Here is a 15,002-nt window from a genome sequence, read left to right on the forward strand (position 1 = left end):
TGCCGCTGTCCGGGCGCGGCCGCACGCGCCCAGCCCTACTTTTCCAGAGCCCGCGTGTCCGCACCTGAACCGCCCCGTTGCCCGGCCGGCGCCTTCCCTCTGTTCGCAGGCGGCTTCACGACCGACCCCGCCGGGACGTACGAGAGGTTGCGGACCACCACCCCAGCGGTGCCGGTCCGGCTCACCACGGGACTCCTGGGCCTGGGCTCGACATCGGCGGCCACGAAGCCCACCAGATCCTCGACAACACCGACGGCACGTGGACCAGCGACTCCCGCCGGTGGCACGGCAGACCAGGCGTGCCGCACCTGCAGGGTCACGTCCAGGAAGTGCTGAGGGCGCGGCCACGACGGTAGAGGCCGGTGCCGGAGGGAGCTGCGGGTCCAGCAGTGCCACGGGGTCCGTGCGGGCGGCCTTCTGCCGGCGTGCGGGTGATGTACGCGGCTGCCGAGCGAGGAAGCGAGCTCGGCAGCGATGTCCTCACGGGACAGCCCGGCAGCAAGCCACGGCCGCAACGCGAATGCCAGACGACGCAGGCTCTCGCCCTGTGTCCACCCGATCCGCGGCCGGATCCACCGGGCCACCCCAACAGCGAGTGCCCCCTGCGCCGGAGTGACTCCGCCCGGACGCCTGGCCGACCGCTTCGGACGCCCCGCGGGGTAGTTGTTCCTCTCGCAGAGGTCAGCTGTAGGACGGTGGTGAACGGACGACGGCTCGAACACCCCTCACGTTGTCGCAGCCTTGCCTCTCCCAGCTCCCTCGGCTGAGGAGAACGGCTGGGCGTGCAGCCCCACCGTCGTCGAGGTGGTGACCGACGACATGCCGTTCCTGGTCGACTCCGGCACCAACGAACTGTCCCGGCAGGACCACGCGATCCACGTCGTCGTCCACCCGCAGATGCTGGTGCGCCGTGACGTGACCGGGAAGCTGCTGGAGGTGCTGGACGCCGCGCCCGGCGACGCCTCCGGTGTACCGCACGATGCACTGGTCGAGTCCTGGATCCACGTGGAGATCGACCGCGAGACCGACCATGAGGACCTGAAGCAGATCACCATGAACCTGCGCCAGGTCCTGTCCGACGTCCACGAGGCCGTTGAGGACTGGTAGAAGATGCGCGACGCCGCGCTGGTGCTTCCGGGCGTCGGCTACCCGGCAGGCCTGGCAGCGGCCGACGTAGACGATGGGTTCACCGACCACGCGGCATCTGGGACAGGTGCAGCGGGCCGTCATACTCGCCGCCTGCCGATCCGACAACTGCCGCATCGGCGCTGCCCTGGTGCCGGGCCGTGGAGCTGAGACTCCCCCAGCCGTGGCTCCTTCGGTACATCCGCAGCAGGGCTGCCGGATCCTGCCCCGCGGCAGGCTTGAGCTGGTCCTCCTTCAGCTGGGTGCGCGTCCGCACGTACGCTGGGACCTCGCCCGCCGCGTATACCGGCAGCTTGACTGCGCCTGACGCCGCGACCTGCACAGCAGGGCTTAGGGTCTGAGACCGACAGGCCGGACCAGAGCCGCGTCACTCGGTTCATCCGCGGGGACTCCACGGAGTAGGGCGTCGTGCGTTCCGAGCGGGCCCATGTACAACATCTGGTATTCGACATATGCCGCCACTCTTTGTGAGTCGGGCGCTGCATATCCACATCGCAGGTCAGAGCCTCGCCGTGGCTCCGGAAGTAGCTGCGGGAGGGCCGCTGCGAGTGCTACGCGGAAATTGCGGTTGACAGAGCGTGAGGTTCGGATATCCGTCGCGCGGGACACCCGCCTAGCCTTATCACGCTAAGGGCCCACCGGCTGCCTCTCACAGATTGGCCGGCGGGCCCTGTACGAACTTGCCCGCGCTCTAGCACAGGAGTTCCTCTTGGACGCTACACCACCCCAGGCAAGCCGCCACCGCACGCCGAGGGGAATGGTGATTGCGATCATCGCCTCGGCTTCAGCGAACGTTGGGTTCGCCGTTGGCACCTTCGCCAGCGCAGTCGGCAAACTCGGCGCCTACTCCGCCACCTCGGCCGGTGCCGCCGCGACTGCCGCTGCTGTCGTGATCGGTTTCGCCACGGCAACCTTCATCGAAAAGGGGTAGCGCAGCAGGCCGGGCCCATGTGCCGAGCGCGGAGCGGTGACCAGCGTGTGCAAGCACACGTTAGGCACCACCTGCCGGGAGGGGGCGGGTGTCGGCTGGGGCACTGCACGGAGCGGCGTCGACTCGGGTAGCCGGACAATCAAGGGGCACCGTACACGGCCGATCACAATTCAGGGTTTTTCTGTCACAACTCAATCGATATCCAGCGAAGTCTGACGGAAGTTACCGCAATACCCGCTCCCATACCATATCTACCGGGGGGCGAGTAGGCTGCTCGCTGATTCGAGGGGGTTCCATTCGATCCGAGGAGACTCCCATGAGCAAGAACAGCAACGGCGCCCGGCGCGCGGCCGGGTTCGTCACCGCGTTCGCCACAGCCGTCGCGATCGCCTCCATCACCCCGGTTCAGGCTTCCACCGCGCAACTGTACGTGTGGTTCGACGGCTGGGGCGGCGGGACCGTCACCAGTCAGCCGGCCGGGATCAACTGCCACACGACGGCATGGGACCCATACGCCACCGAAGAACCGCAGCCGAACCCAACCGGCACCTGCGCCGCGAGCTTCGAGGTCGGAACGACGGTCACTTTCACCGCCACACCCGACACGGGGTCCCACATCAACTTCGCCCCCGACCCAAATCCTGTAACCGTAGTGAACGGCTACAACTTCACGTGGGCCATGTTCTGTCCGGACGAGGGCCTCTGCAACTCGTACTAGAGGTCATGGCTCCTGATCAATCATGGAGTCGACGCCTGGGCTGTCCACTCTGCTGCGACGACGGACGGCGGCGAGTTGATCGTTGACCTGCGGGGTCCACTGATCGAGACACCCAACGGCTTTTGGGTTGCGGTGACGAGCCGTGTGGGGTGCCGAAGTGGTTTGGACGGTATCTGGACGTTCGGTCGGACACTCCCCATGCCCGCGGCATCTCGGTGGTGATCGACAGCCACGGCACCCTGGTCGTGCACGTCGACCAGCACGGACTCCGAAGGAAGTCACCGTGAAGCCCAACCCCTGGCCGACATGAGGCGGACGTCGGGCTGTTCAAAGGCGCGGCCCAGACCGCCGTCGCCACAGCCCTCAACGCTGCCGTGTGGAGGCCCGGCACTTCCTGCACCTTTGATTCGAGGCCGCCGAACAGCGGTCCAGCGAGCGCCGGCCGGCGTTGACAGACGGGAGGTAGCGTGGCCGGTCGGCCGCGGGACGGCCGAGTGGCTGGGTGTCGCTGAACAGTTGTGGTGCCGCCCAGCCGCAGGCACCACGTTGTCCCTACGCCCAGCGAATACGGAGCTCGTCGAGGGCGGCCGCACTCTGCTCGAGCAAGATGGAGCTGCCGAACCCGGAAGTTGTTCACGCTCACAGGCTGACGGTGTGGGGGCCGCCTCTGGTACGGCGGCTGCCCGGGTCACCCTACCGCTCCCGAAAAGCACGAGGTCGGGTCGACCTCCACCTGGAGGTCGACCCCACTCGAGACGGCGCGGGCCGCATCTGCTGCCCAGCGATCAGCTGCGGACGATGTTCTCCGCCTGCGGGCCCTTCTGTCCCTGCGTCACGTCGAAGGTGACGTGCTGGCCCTCCTGCAGCTCGCGGTAGCCGTTGCCCGCGATGTTCGAGTAGTGGGCGAAGACGTCCGGCCCACCCCCGTCCTGCTCGATGAAGCCGAAGCCCTTCTCCGAGTTGAACCACTTCACGACACCAGATGCCACTGTGTTCGTCCCTCACATACTGCTGACGCGGCGCTCCTGCGGGATGCGCCGGCGGACCCCCGTTCTGGGCCGCGGCCCATACATACCCGATGATGCAGCGCTTTAGCCACCGGATACGCCCGCCGTCGGCGCAGACGGCTCGTTCGGGTGATCTGCCGCCGTGCCGGACCCACGCAGGCCGTGATCTTCGCTGGTCAAGAAGCACCGAAGAAGATCACGGAGAGGGGACGGACATGCGGGCGTAGTCGAACTGGCGGCAACGAGACCTGGCGCGCAGCAAACGAGGCCATCGCTCCGGGGCTCGCCGTGTACCGGTGCGACGCCATGGGTGCCTATGCCACCACCCGGCTGAACTGAGACGCAGCGCAGCCGCCATCGGGGACGGCAGCGATGGCGGCTGCACCGCGTCACGTCAGGCCAACGGTGTTCGATCCCGAGGTCCGGCTACTGCCGTCTCACGCCGGTGCTGCCCATTCTCGGGCTCTGGCCCAACTTCTGTGACGCCATCGCTGCCCGTCACGACAACAGGACGCGCTTCCCGAGAAGTTGGAAGCAGGCGCGGCCGAACATCTGTGCCGGGGCACGGCCGGCGCCGGTGGTTCGGCACCTGCCCATGGACTCGGGCCTGACCTGGACCGCTTCCAACTCCTGCGCTGTCCGGCTGAGTACGCGTACTCAGGTGCCGTCTGCCGGACTCCTCCATGCTGGGGCGCGAACGCCGGACCGTCTCAGGGGGACATACGCATGGACCACGCCCTGCAGCTGCGCACTGCCACTCCTCGGGATCACGACTGGATCCACGAACTGCGCCACCGCGTGTACGCGGAGGAGCTCGGCCAGCATCCGGTGGATCCGTCGGGAAGGCTGAGTGACGGACTCGACGGCGACAACGTCTATCTCGTGGCCGCGCGCGGCCAGACGCGGATCGGCTTCGTCAGCCTCACCCCGCCGTGGGTCGGCCGCTACTCACTCGACAAGTACCTGACGCGCGAGGAGCTGCCGGTCCTGACCGAGGAGGCGCCGTTCGAGATCCGCGTCCTGACCGTCGAGGAGCACTGGCGGTCCACCGCGGCGGCGCCACTCCTCATGTACGCGGCGCTGCGCTGGGTCGCGGCGCGGGGCGGCCGCCGGGTGGTGGCGATGGGACGCACGGAGCTGCTCGACATGTACCTCGCCGCCGGGCTGCGGCCGGTGGGGCGCACGGTCCGCTCGGGCGCAGTCTCGTTCGAGGTCCTCAGCGGCTCCGTGGCCGAGCTGACGAGGACGGTCGCGGAGCGCCACGGCCGGATCCTGGAGCGGCTGCGGACGGGCCTCGACTGGCGGCTCGACGTGCCGTTCGCGCCGCGTGCGGACGGCTGTGAGCACGGCGGGGCGTTCTTCTCGGCGATCGGCACCGACTTCCGGACCCTGGCCCGCCGTCACGAGGTGGTCGCGGCGGATGTGCTGGACGCCTGGTTCCCGCCGTCCCCAGGGGTCCGCGCGGTCCTCTCGGAGGATCCGGGGTGGGCGGCCCGGACCTCGCCGCCGACGGGCGCGGAGGGACTGCTCGCGGAGATCGCCGGGGTCCGCGGGCTGCCGGTGGAGTCGCTGGTCGTCGGGGCCGGCTCGTCCGATCTGATCTTCCGCGCGTTCGGCCGGTGGCTGACGCCGGGGAGCCGGGTGCTCCTGCTCGATCCGGGCTATGGGGAGTACGCCCATGTCACCGAGCGGGTGATCGGCTGCCGGGTCGACCGGCTCCAGCTGCGCCGGGAGGACGGCTGGCTGCTCGACCCGGCCCGGCTCGCCACCACGACCGGCGACGGACGGTACGACCTCGTGGTCGTGGTCAACCCGAACAACCCGACCGGCCGCCACGCCCCGGCCGACGCGCTGCGCGCGGTGATCGAGGCCTCGCCCGTGCGGACCCGGTGGTGGATCGACGAGGCGTACCTGGGGTATGTCGATCCGGCGGACTCGCTTGCCGGGCTCGCCTCGGTCGACGCGCGGGTCGTGGTCTGCACCTCGCTGTCGAAGATGTACGCGCTGTCGGGGATGCGGGCCGCGTACCTGGTGGCCGGTCCGGAGACGGCCGGGGAGCTGCGGCGCTGGACGCCGCCGTGGCCCGTGAGCCTGCCGGCCCAGCTGGCTGCCGTGACGGCGCTGCGCGACCCCGCGTACTACGCGGAGCGCTGGGCCCGCACCCATGTGCTGCGCCGGGGACTGGCGTACGACCTCGAGGAGTTGGACGGTTTCTCCTCGGTCGACGAGGGGGTGGCGAACTTCCTCACGGTGACCCTGCCGCCGGACGGACCGAGCGCGGCGCGGCTGGTGCGCGAGTGCCGGCGGCACGACGTGTTCCTGCGTGACCTGTCACCGATGTCCCCGGCGTACGAGGGGCGGACCGTCCGGATCGCCGTCCGCGACACGGCGGAGAACGCGCGGATCGTGGCGGCGTGCCAGAGCGCCCTGGACGCGCTGCGCGCGCCGGCCGCAGTGGTGTCGGGCGCGCCGGGACGGGCCTCCCGGTGACGACGGTCGCCGGTCTCGTGCCGTACCTCGGCGGGGCACTGGCGGTCGGAGGCGTCGCGGTGGCGGCGACCCGGCGCCGTGAACTGATGGTCCGCTGGTGCGTGTGGGCGCTCGGAGTGCCCCTGGTGACCGCTGCGTTCTGGCTCGGTCCACCGGGGATCGCGGTGCTCGCGGCCGTGGTCGGTGTGGTCGCGGTGGCGGAGTTCGGCGGGCTGCTCCGGCTGGGTCCGGTGGACCGGGCGGTGCTGGACGCGGCGATCGTCGGACTCGTCCTCACCGCCTGGCTGGCTCCCGGGGAGGTGCTCCGGGTGGCGGCAGCCGGGGCGCTTGCGATTGCCGGGGTGCCGTTGCTCTCGGGCGACGTGGAGCACGGGCTCCGCCGCCTGGGGGCGGGCCTGCTGGGGCTCGTGTGGCTGGGCGCCCTGGCCGGCCTCGTATCGTCCGGCGCCCTCGGCCTCGTCCTGTTCGTCGCCGTGTCGATCGCCGACATCGTCGCGTACGCGGCGGGTCGCCGTCTCGGTGGCCCCCGGCTCTCCCCGCTGTCGCCCGCCAAGCGGTGGAGCGGCACGCTGGCCGGGGCCGCGGCCGGTCTCCTCACGCTGGCCGTGCTGTCCTCCCTGACGTGGCAGACGGCGGTGGCCGTGGCGGTCGGCGGGCCGCTCGGGGACCTGCTGGAGTCGATGGTCAAGCGGGGGGCCGGCGCCAAGGACGCCGGCCGGTGGCTGCCCGGTTCCGGCGGCATCCTCGACCGGATCGACTCCCTCCTCGTCGCTCTGGCGGTGCTGTTGGTGCTGGAGTGAGCCACGGGGCGGTGGCTTCATACGCGGCAAGCGGCTTTGCCTCGACCTCTGCGACGCGGCTACTCTGAGTGGCAGCCAGGCCCCTTCGAGTCGTACGTGAAGTCGCCGAAAATGGTCCGTGGGGAAGGCGGTCGGGCCGACAGTGCGGGGCTGTGGAAGAGGTCGTGCTCCGGCTGAAGGAGTTGTCGTTCCCGTCGATCGCGAACGTCGCGGTGCTGTCGGTGGACGTGGACATCGAGATGGTGCGCGTTGATGCGTTATGCATCGCGGACGGCGCCGTGTGCCCGCTCTGCGGAGTTCGGTCGAACCGGGTTCATGGTTCCTACCTGCGGTTTCCCGCTGATGTGCCGAGCGGTGGCCGAAGCGTTGTCCGCCGGCTGAGGGTCCGTCGGTTCACCTGCGGGAACTCGGGCTGCGCACGCCATACCCTCGTCGAGCGGATACCCGGGGCCCGCCCGCCCGCCGGAAGCGCGGGGTGGCGCCTGGATTTCGTCGGGCACCACCTCTCGAAGCCGGCCTCTACGACGCGCAGGCGCAGCTGTGGCAGGAGGTGATATCTGCGTCAGCCAGGGTGCTGCTGCGCCTTCTTGACGTCTTCCTGTGAGGGCAAGGTTGCAAAGGCGGGCCGGCCGGCTGGGCCGACACCGCTGGAAGATCGAACGGACGATGGCTTGGCTTGCCGGATGCCGCAACTCCACCGCCGCTACGAACGCCCAGCCGACCATTTCCTGGCCTTCGCCAGCATCGCCCGCACCCTCATCCGCCACCGCAGAATCACCAGATGAGATCAGGCGGGCCACGCCCGCAGCAACGACGCCACGCTCTGCACCGTGCACGCCTCGTCGCGCAGCTCGTCGACCAGGGCCCGCACCTCGTCCCAGGTGGGTTTCACCTGGCGGCCGGCGGCCTGCAGGTACGCCACGGTCACCGCCACGGCAACCGTCATGTTCGACCGCTCCAGCCACCGCAGACGCCCGAGCGAGTGCGCCAGAGCGGCCGCCCGCGCCACCGGCCCGTCGTAGACGTCCCGGTCGAACAACTGGGCCTTGTGCCGCTCCACCGCCGACAGGGGCACGCCGAAGTCGTCCGGGGCCGGATCGTCCTCCCCCGCCTGACTCGCAACACTCAGGATCCAGCCGAGGTCAACCTCGAGGTTCACGCACGCGCTCCTCGATGAGGTCCCCGAACTCCTCGATCACGTTCGCCGCCGACGCGAGGAACGCCTTCCGGACGGGATCGGTGTCGGACCTCACCAGGTGCTCGATGTACTCCTGGAGGGACATGTGCCGGTTGCCCGCCGCCTGGCGGGCCGCCTCCACCGTCTCCTCGTCCAGCCGCACGTTCAGCTGCGTCTTGGCCATACAGCGATGCTAGCTCTCGCTAGCCATGATCGGTAGTGCTTCCCACGTGGTTCGGGTGTCCTCCTCCGCGGTGTTCTCCTCCGCCATGGAGTGACTGCTGCCCACGCGCCACGTCGACGGGCGCCCGGCCCGGAAGGTCACAAGATCGGGTGCCGGGACGGGCGGCACGCGATGTAGGTGAAAGCGGCACCTACGGGTCGGCGGCGACACGGGCCTTACTGGTCTGCCGTTGCGTCTAGTTATACGTGTAACTTACGATGTGAATTCGTCGTCTGAGAGCTGCAGGGACCGTTTCCACGGGAGGGAGGCCCCGATGCGCATGATCGGAAGAAGCCGCCGCCTGTGCATCTTCGGCGACCACTCCTACCGCAGTGAGTTCTACGGCTGAGGCGTTGGTTCGCATCCGTGCGACTTCGTGCACCGAGTGCACGCACCAACGCTCCCATCACAGCCAAGGAACCTGTCATGCCCCAGTTCTCCCCTTCGCCCGTCGCGATCTCCCACGACGACACCCAGTGGGCCGCCCGCCACATGCCGCTGCTTGCGACAACCATGCAGATCCACGCCAGCGTCTTCACCGGCCGGCGGATCGGCATCTGCCTCCACATCGAACCCAAGACCGCCGTGCTCGTGTCCCACCTGGCCCAGGCCGGCGCTCATGTCACGCTGACGGGTTCCCCGGGCACGACTCAGGAAGCCACCGCCGCTGCCCTGCGCGACGCGGGCGTGCACGTCATCGGCCACCGCTCGGACAGCCTGGAGCAGCACCGCGACAACATTGCCCGTGTGCTGGACTCGGAGCCCGACCTGATCCTCGACAACGGGGGCGACCTGATCGAAGGCGTGCTCGCACGCGGCGGTCCGCCTTCCCTCATGGGGGCCACCGAGGAGACCACCACCGGCGGACTGCGCATCCGCTCTTGGGACACCCAACCGGACTTTCCGGTGGTCGTCATCAACGACAGCCGCCTCAAGCTGCTGGTCGAGAACGAGTACGGTGTCGGGCAGAGTGTCGTGCAAGGCTTCATGAACGCCACCAACCTCATGCTCCCCGGAGCGCGGGCGACCGTCGTCGGCTACGGACCGTGCGGCAAGGGGGTGGCAGACACCCTCGCCAAACTCGGCGCCCGCGTCTCGGTGGCCGACGTCGACCCGTACCGCGCGCTCGAGGCCGTCATGGCAGGGCATGCGGTGGGAGCGCTGCGCGATCTCCTGCCCGAGACCCGGCTACTGTTCCTCGCCACTGGGCACCCCGGTGTCATCGGCGCAGCAGAACTGGACGTTCTCGCGGACGGCACGGTGATCGCCGGCGTCGGGCACATGCCCTGGGAACTGGACGCCGAAGCCTTGTCCGGGCGCACGTTGACCGTCGAGCGCCGGGGAGCCAGCGGCCAGGAACGCGCGGTTCACCGCTTGAAGGACGGGAGAGAGGTCATCGTCCTCGCCGACACCAAGATGATCAACCTGACGGCTGCCAAGGGGAACCCCATCCAGGCCATGGACCTCGGACTCACTCTCCAGGCCAGGAGCCTCGCGGCTCTCACCGCAGCAGCGGAGAGTCGGCTCGTCCCGGGAGTACAGGCTGTGCCGGCGCCGATCGACCGCCAAGTGGCCACCGACCTGGTCTCCTTGCTGAGTGCCTGACCGTCCACGCTGTTCGAGAGGTTGGATCAGGCGTAGGCGCTGGCTGCCGAACGGTGCGGCGTCGGCAGACGTGAGCCCAAGGGTGTGACCTCGTTCGATCGGGCGATGGGTCCCGCATACGGGCAACACCGCCCCCGCTTCCATGACCATCTTGCTGCTCGTCGGAGCAGCAAGATGGTCACGGGGGGATGGGAAGCGCGCACGTGCCGGCGTGCCGGTGAAGGTGCTCGGCCCGCGTGAAAGCGCTCCGTCCCGGCCGCGCCCGCGCAGACCAGCGGATGTAGAGCAGGCACACCACCGGCCGAACCGGCAGGCGGGGCGCCGCAGAGGCCGACTCCCTCTCAGGACGGTGCGTGAACAAGCCGGCATTCTGCGGCCGGCGCGGGCTCAGACCCAGCGTCCGGCGCACCCCGGCCGGCAGCGGGCTGCTGTTGCCCGCCGGACCGGCCAGGCCCACGGCGAGATGCCGAACAAGGTAGCGGGCAAGCCCTACGAGCATGCCCATTTGGCCTGCCTCTCTTCAGCTGCGGCGAGCATCTCCGACGTGAACATACCTGGTATACATACTCGGTATGTCGATCCGTCACGGGCTGCTCGCCCTGCTTGAACACGGACCCCATTACGGGGCTCAGCTGCGCTCGGAGCTCGAGAGTCGCACCGGTGCGACCTGGTCGCTGAACGTCGGGCAGGTGTACACGACCTTGAACCGGCTGGAGCGTGACGGGCTGATCGTGCAGGACGGAGAGGACGGCTCGGGGCACGCGCTCTACCGCATCACCGAGGAAGGGCGGTCCGAACTCGACTCCTGGTTCCGCAGTCCCGTCGACCGCAGCAACCCGCCGCGCGACGAACTCGCGATCAAGCTCGCCATGGCGGTGAACGCGCCTGGGGTCGACGTGCAGGACGTCATCCAGCTGCAGCGGCACCACACCCTGCGGGCGATGCAGGACTACACCCGGCTCAAGGCCCGGACCCCGGAGCCGCCGTCGGACCGGCCGGAGGAAATGGCCTGGGTGCTCGTCCTCGAACAGCTCATCTTCCAGACCGAGGCCGAGGTGCGCTGGCTCGACCACTGCGAGGCACGACTGGTCAGGATGGCAGCCGCCGCCGGAACTCGGCAGGCGGAGGCCGACACCCGGCAGGAGCGCGCTGACGACGGCACGCCCCGAGGCCGACGCCGCCGCGCATCGCGTTCCTAGTGGCGCCCCGGCCAACCGCCTGACCAACCTCCCGGCCACCACACCCCCCTACTCCCCCACAGCCTTCCGAGGCCCGCACACCTTCCGAAGAGGACTGTCTTGCCCCCACTCACCCCCGAACCCGTCCTGCGCATACGCGACCTGACACGGACGCACGGCAGCGGAGCCACCGAGGTGCACGCCCTGCGCGGCGTCGACCTCGACGTCCACGCGGGCGAACTCGTCGCCGTCATGGGACCGTCCGGCTCCGGCAAGTCCACACTGCTCGCGATCGCGGGCGGTCTGGACACCCCGACGTCCGGCACCGTGACGGTCGAGGACACCGAACTCACCACCGCCGGCCGCAGGGAGCTCGCGGCACTGCGCCGGCGCCGCATCGGCTACGTCTTCCAGGACTACAACCTCATCCCCGCCCTCACGGCCGCGGAGAACATCGCCCTCCCCCGTGAACTGGACGGCGTCCCTGTGCGCCGGGCGCGCAAGGAGGCCGTCGCGGCGCTGGGCGACGTCGGGCTGGCGCACCTGGCGGACCGTTTCCCCGACGAGATGTCCGGAGGCCAGCAGCAGCGCGTCGCGATCGCAAGGGCGCTCGTCGGCGAGCGCCGTCTGCTGCTCGCCGACGAGCCGACGGGCGCGCTCGACTCGGAGACCGGCGAGTCCGTGCTCGCCCTGCTCCGCAGGAGGTGCGAGGCGGGAGCGGCCGGTGTGCTGGTGACCCACGAACCGCGGCTCGCCGCCTGGGCGGACCGGATGGTCTTCCTGCGCGACGGCGTCGTCGTCGACGAGAGCAGGAGGACGCCCGTGGAGGCGCTGCTCACCGGGACGGCAGGCCGGTGACCGCCCGCCTCCACGCCTGGCGGGCGGCACTGCGGATCGCCGGCCGAGACGCCCGGCGGGCCCCCGGCCGCACCCTGCTCGTCGTCGGCATGCTCGCCCTGCCCGTGCTGGGGGCGTCGGCGGCCGACGTGACGCTGCGCAGCGCACAGCTCTCCCCGGAGCAGCAGCTGCAGCGCACCCTCGGACAGGCGGACGCCGAGATCCGCTACCCCGGTTTCGGCCCCATCCTCCAAGACCCCGACGCCTCGGCCACCTACGTGGACCACACCCCCGCCGATGGGCGGGCGGGCAACACCGCTGAGACGAACGGCCCACCGACCCCGACGTCCGCCGCGGCCGTCCTCGCGCAGTCGATGCCGCCGCACGCGCGGAAGCTCGAACGTCTCGCCGGCACGGCCGAAGTGCGCACCCGCCACGGCGCACTGGACGTCGACGTCCTCGAACTCGAGACCGCCGACCCGATGGCCCGCGGCATCACCACGATGAAGCAGGGCCGCCACCCGGTCCGCCGGGACGAAGTAGCGGTGACGACCCACTTCCTGACGGCGAGCGGCCTGCGGGTGGGGTCACGGCTCACCGTGCGGGACCTCAGCCCCTCCTACCGCATCGTCGGCGCCTACGAGCGCCCCGGAGAGCTGGCGGCGGACGAGGTCAACGCGTTGCCGGGCGCGCTCCTTGCGCCCTACGGCAGGGCGCTCGCGGCCGCCGACAGGACGCCGTCCGAGCCGGCGACCGAGACGTTCCTGGTGTCGGTGCCGGGCGGGTTCGACTGGTCCGTGGTGGTGGAGGCGAACACCCTGGGTGTGGCCGTGGTCTCGCGTGATGTGACGCTGCATCCGCCGGCCCGCTCCGACGTGCCGCTGTACCGGGAGCGCCCGGATCTGCCCCTGCTCCGGCCGGTGTCCGCGCGGGCCACGACGGCGGTGACCGTGGTCGTCCTGGCGCTCGCGGAGGTCTGCCTGCTCGCTGGGCCCGCGTTCGCCGTCGGGGCCCAGCGCTCGCGCCGCCAGTTCGGCCTGATCGGCGCGGGCGGCGGCGAGGGCAAGGACATCAGGGCCGTCGTCCTCGCCGGAGGTCTGATCGCCGGGGCGATCGCGGCCGCGGTGGGAATCGTCCTCGGCGTCGGCCTGGCCGCAGCCCTGCGTCCGCTGTTCGAGGAGCGGAGCGGGGCGCGGTTCGGAGGTCTCGACCCGCACCCGATCGACCTCCTCGGCATCGCGCTCCTCGCCGTGCTCGCGGGCCTCGCGGCCGCGGCCCTGCCCGCCCTCACGGCGGCCCGGCAGCCGGTCCTGGCCGCGCTCAACGGCCGCAAGGGGGTGCGGCGCGCCGGACGGCGACTGACCGTCGTGGGCCTGGCCGCGTTCCTGCTGGGGACCGCGATCGCGGTGTTCGGGGCGATGAAAACCGAGTGGAAGGTCGTCGTCGCGGCCGGCAGTGTCATCGCCGAGATCGGCGTCGTCGCGATGACCCCGGCGTTCATGGGGGTCGCCGGCCGACTCGGGCGCCGGTGGGGCCTGTCGCCGCGCCTGACGCTGCGGGACGCCGCGCGCAACCGCGCCCGTACCGCCCCCGCCGTGGCGGCTGTGCTCGCCGCCGTTGCCGGCACCGTGACCGTCGCGGCCTACACCGACAGCACAGCCGCCCAGGACCGCGAGCGCTACGCGGCATCACTGCCCACTGGCGCGGTCTCCGTGGTGGTGGACGACGACCGCGGCCGCGATGCCCCGGCGGCCAGAACAGCCGTCGCCCGGAACCTGCCCGTCGGAGTCGAGGCGGACGTGGACCAGGTGTTCGCAAGCTACCCCGGCTGCGACGTGAACACGATGTGCGGTTACGTAGAGGTCGTGCGGCCTCCCGCCAAGGCCTGCCCGCTGGACGACACAGGTCCCTCGAACCCGCTGTCCTCGATGCCCCGTGCCGAGCTGAGGGCGCTGGCCTATGACTGGCGCTGCACACATGAGCGGGTGGACGAGATGACGGCTCCCAGCGGTGTCCTGGTCGGCGACGCGAAACTGCTGAAGGTGCTCGGCATCGACGACCCCGGGGCGGTGGCTGCCCTGGCGCACGGCCGGGCCGTCTCCCTCGACCGCCGCAACATGGACGCCCACGGCCGGGTCACCGTCCGGTTGATCACCGGGGAGCCCCACGAGCCTTCCGCCGTCGGACCGGGGAAGGAGCCGCCGGGCAGCGTGGTCGCGTTTCCCGCCTACCAAGTTCCCGGCAGCCCGCACCACTACGGCGTGGTAGTGGTCGTACCCCGGGCGGCGGTCAGGTCTGCGCACGTCCAGACGGTGCCGTTCGGCGCCTACTTCACCACCACGCACCCGCCGACCGACGCGCAGCGGCAGAAGGCGCAGCAGGCCCTCGACAACACCGGGGCCGACGTCCGCTTCCACCTGGAGGAGGGACCCGAGGACCCGGACGATGCCGTACCGCTCGCGCTGGCAATCTTCGCCGCGATAGTCACACTCGGGGCCGCCGGGACCGCGACCGGCCTGGCACGCTCCGACGCCGAGACCGACCTCGCCACCCTCGCCGCGATCGGGGCGCCGCCCAGGACCCGTCGGCTGCTCAGCGCGTTCCAGTGCGCCGTGGTGGCCGCCACCGGCGTGGGCCTGGGCGCCGTGACCGGGATCATCCCCGCCATCGGGCTGCGTCTGGTCGACCGGCGCATCGCCGAGGCCTTCAACCAGCAGCAACTCGACCTGGGCAGCGCGAGCCTGATCATCAAGCACGTGCCGATCGCGGTGCCCTGGGGACTGCTGGCCGTCCTGCTGGTCGCGGTGCCGGTGGGCACCGCCTGCCTGGCGGCACTGACCACCTCGTCGAGACCCACGACCACATACCGGGCGACGTAGGGTATCGCCCC

12 protein-coding genes and 2 pseudogenes are annotated in these 15,002 nt (G+C 70.6%); 11 read left to right on the forward strand and 3 right to left on the reverse strand.

Features of this window, described 5'->3' with window-relative positions; translation table 11 throughout:
• Nucleotides 1-756: 756 nt before the first annotated feature.
• The 3 genes and pseudogenes from OIE69_RS02415 to OIE69_RS02425 form a co-directional block, all read left to right on the forward strand.
• Nucleotides 757-1,104, forward strand: a pseudogene (locus OIE69_RS02415) (hypothetical protein); the annotation flags it as partial.
• Between the two features lie 799 nt (nucleotides 1,105-1,903).
• Nucleotides 1,904-2,077 (forward strand): hypothetical protein, encoded by a 174-nt coding sequence (locus tag OIE69_RS02420; protein ID WP_326570261.1) that lies wholly within the window; start codon nucleotides 1,904-1,906, stop codon nucleotides 2,075-2,077.
• A gap of 316 nt (nucleotides 2,078-2,393) precedes the next feature.
• Nucleotides 2,394-2,795, forward strand: a complete 402-nt coding sequence (locus OIE69_RS02425) for a hypothetical protein (protein ID WP_326570262.1) — start codon at nucleotides 2,394-2,396, stop codon at nucleotides 2,793-2,795.
• A 785-nt stretch (nucleotides 2,796-3,580) separates the two neighbouring features.
• Here OIE69_RS02425 and OIE69_RS02430 read toward each other — a convergent pair.
• Nucleotides 3,581-3,784: a cold-shock protein gene (locus OIE69_RS02430; protein WP_326570263.1), complete on the reverse strand. Its 204-nt coding sequence runs from the start codon at nucleotides 3,782-3,784 to the stop codon at nucleotides 3,581-3,583.
• Nucleotides 3,785-4,528: 744 nt separating this feature from the next.
• On the opposite strand from OIE69_RS02430, the gene OIE69_RS02440 reads away from it, so the two are divergent.
• From OIE69_RS02440 to OIE69_RS02455, 4 genes and pseudogenes are all read left to right on the forward strand, one after another.
• Nucleotides 4,529-6,292: a histidinol-phosphate transaminase gene (locus tag OIE69_RS02440; protein WP_326570264.1), complete on the forward strand. Its 1,764-nt coding sequence runs from the start codon at nucleotides 4,529-4,531 to the stop codon at nucleotides 6,290-6,292.
• The gene (locus OIE69_RS02445; RefSeq protein WP_326570265.1) at nucleotides 6,289-7,092 is read left to right on the forward strand and encodes a phosphatidate cytidylyltransferase; all 804 of its coding nucleotides are present in this window, start codon (nucleotides 6,289-6,291) and stop codon (nucleotides 7,090-7,092) included. The genes OIE69_RS02440 and OIE69_RS02445 overlap by 4 nt, the downstream gene beginning before the upstream one ends.
• A 239-nt stretch (nucleotides 7,093-7,331) precedes the next feature.
• Nucleotides 7,332-7,646 (forward strand): transposase family protein, encoded by a 315-nt coding sequence (locus OIE69_RS44705; protein WP_392567646.1) that lies wholly within the window; start codon nucleotides 7,332-7,334, stop codon nucleotides 7,644-7,646.
• Nucleotides 7,647-7,725: 79 nt separating this feature from the next.
• A pseudogene (locus OIE69_RS02455) lies at nucleotides 7,726-7,877 on the forward strand (transposase); the annotation flags it as partial.
• Between the two features lie 2 nt (nucleotides 7,878-7,879).
• On the opposite strand, the gene OIE69_RS02460 reads toward OIE69_RS02455, so the two are convergent.
• Entirely contained in the window at nucleotides 7,880-8,251 is a 372-nt protein-coding gene (locus OIE69_RS02460) for a fic family toxin-antitoxin system, toxin component (protein ID WP_326570266.1), read from the reverse strand.
• The gene (locus tag OIE69_RS02465) at nucleotides 8,235-8,453 is read right to left on the reverse strand and encodes a hypothetical protein (protein WP_326570267.1); all 219 of its coding nucleotides are present in this window, start codon (nucleotides 8,451-8,453) and stop codon (nucleotides 8,235-8,237) included. Before OIE69_RS02465 ends, OIE69_RS02460 begins: the two co-directional genes overlap by 17 nt.
• A gap of 465 nt (nucleotides 8,454-8,918) precedes the next feature.
• On the opposite strand from OIE69_RS02465, the gene OIE69_RS02470 reads away from it, so the two are divergent.
• From OIE69_RS02470 to OIE69_RS02485, 4 genes are all read left to right on the forward strand, one after another.
• Nucleotides 8,919-10,097: an adenosylhomocysteinase gene (locus tag OIE69_RS02470; protein ID WP_326570268.1), complete on the forward strand. Its 1,179-nt coding sequence runs from the start codon at nucleotides 8,919-8,921 to the stop codon at nucleotides 10,095-10,097.
• A gap of 572 nt (nucleotides 10,098-10,669) precedes the next feature.
• A complete protein-coding gene (locus OIE69_RS02475) occupies nucleotides 10,670-11,296 on the forward strand; it encodes a PadR family transcriptional regulator (RefSeq protein WP_326570269.1) in 627 nt (208 codons plus the stop codon).
• A 99-nt stretch (nucleotides 11,297-11,395) separates the two neighbouring features.
• The gene (locus OIE69_RS02480) at nucleotides 11,396-12,133 is read left to right on the forward strand and encodes an ABC transporter ATP-binding protein (RefSeq protein ID WP_326570270.1); all 738 of its coding nucleotides are present in this window, start codon (nucleotides 11,396-11,398) and stop codon (nucleotides 12,131-12,133) included.
• On the forward strand, nucleotides 12,130-14,991 hold the full coding sequence (locus OIE69_RS02485) for an FtsX-like permease family protein (protein WP_326570271.1): 2,862 nt from the start codon (nucleotides 12,130-12,132) through the stop codon (nucleotides 14,989-14,991). Before OIE69_RS02480 ends, OIE69_RS02485 begins: the two co-directional genes overlap by 4 nt.
• Nucleotides 14,992-15,002: the final 11 nt, after the last annotated feature.

Origin of the sequence: Actinacidiphila glaucinigra (assembly GCF_035918135.1) — a bacterium.
GTDB classification, from domain to species: Bacteria; Actinomycetota; Actinomycetes; order Streptomycetales; family Streptomycetaceae; genus Actinacidiphila; species Actinacidiphila glaucinigra.